Source organism: Hydrogenophaga sp., assembly GCF_041633695.1.
Lineage (GTDB): Bacteria > Pseudomonadota > Gammaproteobacteria > Burkholderiales > Burkholderiaceae_C > Hydrogenophaga.
Map to the genome: position 1 here is coordinate 1 of NZ_JBFJMY010000521.1, position 2,639 is coordinate 2,639.

Annotated in this window: 3 protein-coding genes; all 3 read right to left on the reverse strand. The window is 62.4% G+C overall.

Features of this window, described 5'->3' with window-relative positions; translation table 11 throughout:
- Nucleotides 1–1,004: UDP-N-acetyl-D-mannosamine dehydrogenase (gene wecC / locus ABYB95_RS21070; protein WP_372661510.1), on the reverse strand; the 1,004-nt coding region annotated here is incomplete at its 3' end.
- Between the two features lie 2 nt (nt 1,005–1,006).
- On the reverse strand, nt 1,007–2,155 hold the full coding sequence (gene wecB / locus ABYB95_RS21075) for a non-hydrolyzing UDP-N-acetylglucosamine 2-epimerase (RefSeq protein WP_372661513.1): 1,149 nt from the start codon (nt 2,153–2,155) through the stop codon (nt 1,007–1,009).
- An 82-nt stretch (nt 2,156–2,237) separates the two neighbouring features.
- A partial coding sequence (locus tag ABYB95_RS21080; protein WP_372661516.1) for a polysaccharide biosynthesis C-terminal domain-containing protein occupies nt 2,238–2,639 on the reverse strand: 402 nt, incomplete at its 5' end.

The window sequence follows — 2,639 nt, forward strand, 5'->3', positions numbered from 1 at the left end:
ATGTCGAACGCGGGCGACTCGCGCATGTCGTCGATATCGGCCTTGAAAGTCAGACCCAGGCAACCGATCACCGGCGACTTGAAGCGGGCCGCCTTGGCTTTCACTTTTTCGATCACCCAGTGCGGCTTGGCGTCGTTGACCAAACGCGCGGTCTTGATGAGCTTGGCCTGCTCGGGCGCCGAAGACACGATGAACCAGGGATCGACCGCGATGCAATGGCCGCCCACACCGGGGCCGGGTTGCAGGATGTTGACGCGCGGATGCCGGTTGGCCAGCGAAATGGTTTCCCAGACATTGATGTCCAGGTGGTCGCAAATCACCGACAGCTCGTTGGCAAAGGCGATGTTGACGTCGCGAAACGAGTTTTCCACCAGCTTGGAAAGCTCGGCGGTCTTGCAATCGGTGAGCAAAATGGCCCCGTTGCAAAAGGTTTTGTAGAGCGCCTTGGCCTGTTCGTTCGCCGCCTTGGTCAGCCCGCCGATGATGCGGTCGTTGTCCACCAGTTCGCGCAAGATGTGGCCCGGCAGCACCCGCTCGGGACAATGCGCGGCGTGTATCTTGCCTTCCAGCTCGGGGCGTTCCTGCACGATGATGCGGTAGATCAACTCGGTGGTGCCCACGGGCGAGGTGGACTCCAGGATCACCAGATTGTCGGGGCGCAGAAACGGCGTGATGGCGCGCGTGGCCGCTTCCACATAGCTCAGGTCGGGCGCTTTGGGGTTGCCGTCCACTTCTTTGAACGGCGTGGGCACCGCGATGATGAAGGTGTCGCCCTCTTCCGGCACCATGGCCGCCTTGAGGTTGCCGCTGTTGACGGCGGAGCGCACCAGAATGTCCAGATCGGGCTCGATGATGTGGATGTGGCCGGAGTTGATGGTGTCCACCGCCTTCTGGTTCACATCCACGCCCAGCACCTGGTGGCCCTTGGTGGCCAGCATGGAAGCGGTGGGCAGACCGATGTAGCCCAGGCCCATGACGACGATTTTTTGACGCAGTCGTTGCATTTTCAATTCCTCTTCAAGGACAGCACGGTTTGCACAATACGTTGGGCGGCTTGACCATCCCCATAAGGATTGTGCGCATGGGACATGCGCAAATAGGCATCGTGATTTTGCAGCAGCTCGCGCGTCTCCCCCACAATGCGCTCGCGCGAGGTACCCACCAGCTTCACCGTGCCGGCGTCCACCGCTTCCGGCCGCTCGGTGGTGTCGCGCATCACCAGCACCGGCTTGCCCAGCGATGGCGCCTCTTCCTGCACGCCACCGCTGTCGGTGATGATGAGATGGGCGCGGTCCATCAGGTACACAAACGGCAGGTAGTCCACCGGATCGATAAGGTGTACGTTGGCCAGTTTGCGCGTGGCCAGGATGTCGGCCACGGGCTTGCGCACATTGGGGTTGAGGTGCACCGGGTACAACACCTCGACACCTTGTTCGCTCTCGGCGATATCGGCCAGGGCCTGACAAATGTGCTCGAAGCCTTCGCCAAAATTCTCGCGCCGGTGCCCGGTCACCAGAATCAGTTTGCGGCTCGCATCCAGAAAGGAGAACCGTTCGTCCAACGCGGTTTTCAGGCTGGCTTGCTTGCGCAAGCGCTCGGTCACCGACAGCAGCGCGTCGATCACGGTGTTGCCGGTGACGTGGATGGACGCCGGGTCCACGCCTTCGCGCAGCAAATTGCTGCGCGCCGTCTCGGTCGGCGCGAAGTGCAGATCGGCGATCACGCCGGTGAGCCGGCGGTTGATCTCTTCCGGGAACGGGGCCAGCTTGTTGCCGGTGCGCAAACCGGCTTCCACATGGCCGACCGGAATACGGGCGTAATAGGCCGCCAGACTGGCCGCCAAGGTGGTGGTGGTGTCGCCATGCACCAGCACCAGGTCGGGTTTCTCCTGGGCCAGCACCTGCTTGAGACCGACCAGGATGTGGCTGGTGATGTCGTACAAGTCCTGCCCCGGCTTCATGATGTTGAGATCGTGGTCGGGTTGGATCTCGAACAGCTGGAGCACCTGGTCCAGCATTTCGCGGTGCTGTGCCGTCACGCAGACGACGGTCTCGCACAAGGGAGCAGCGGCACGCAAGGCCATGACGACCGGCGCCATCTTGATCGCCTCGGGGCGGGTGCCAAAAACAACGAGAACTTTCGGTATGGGATTCATGGGGTCACTTTTTCTTGTGTGTCGGTTGGCGTGTTCGAGCCAGAGTGTGCGGAGTTCGGTCGGCGGGGTGGATAAAGGATACTCAAACGGCAGGTGGCCGCCACCGTTTGAACAAGGCTTCCAGCACGGTGGATTCCAGGCCTTGCGGTCGGCCCACCAGCCACCAGCTGGCAAGCGCCCAGGCGCCGTAGGCAAGCACACCGCTGACCACACCGACCAGCAGTTGCCAGGCACCCGTGGGCACCAGCTGGTCCAACTGGTCGACCACCAGATACATGCAGATGGCCCCGAGCATGGGGCGTGCCAAGGCACGGCCAGTGGCCAGCAAGGGCACACCGCAGTGCTTGCGTGCACTCCAGGCCGTCACCAGGGCATTGACCAGGCCGGCGAACAAACGCGCCCAGACCAGGCCCATGAAGCTCAGGTGCGGCACCAACAACGCCGCCCCCCCCAAAAACGCAACGAACACCACCCAGAGCACCAC

Excerpts from the sequence above, each read along its gene's own strand:
- wecB (WP_372661513.1), bottom strand. The coding sequence starts at position 2,155 with ATGAATCCCATACCGAAAGTTCTCGTTGTTTTTGGCACCCGCCCCGAG.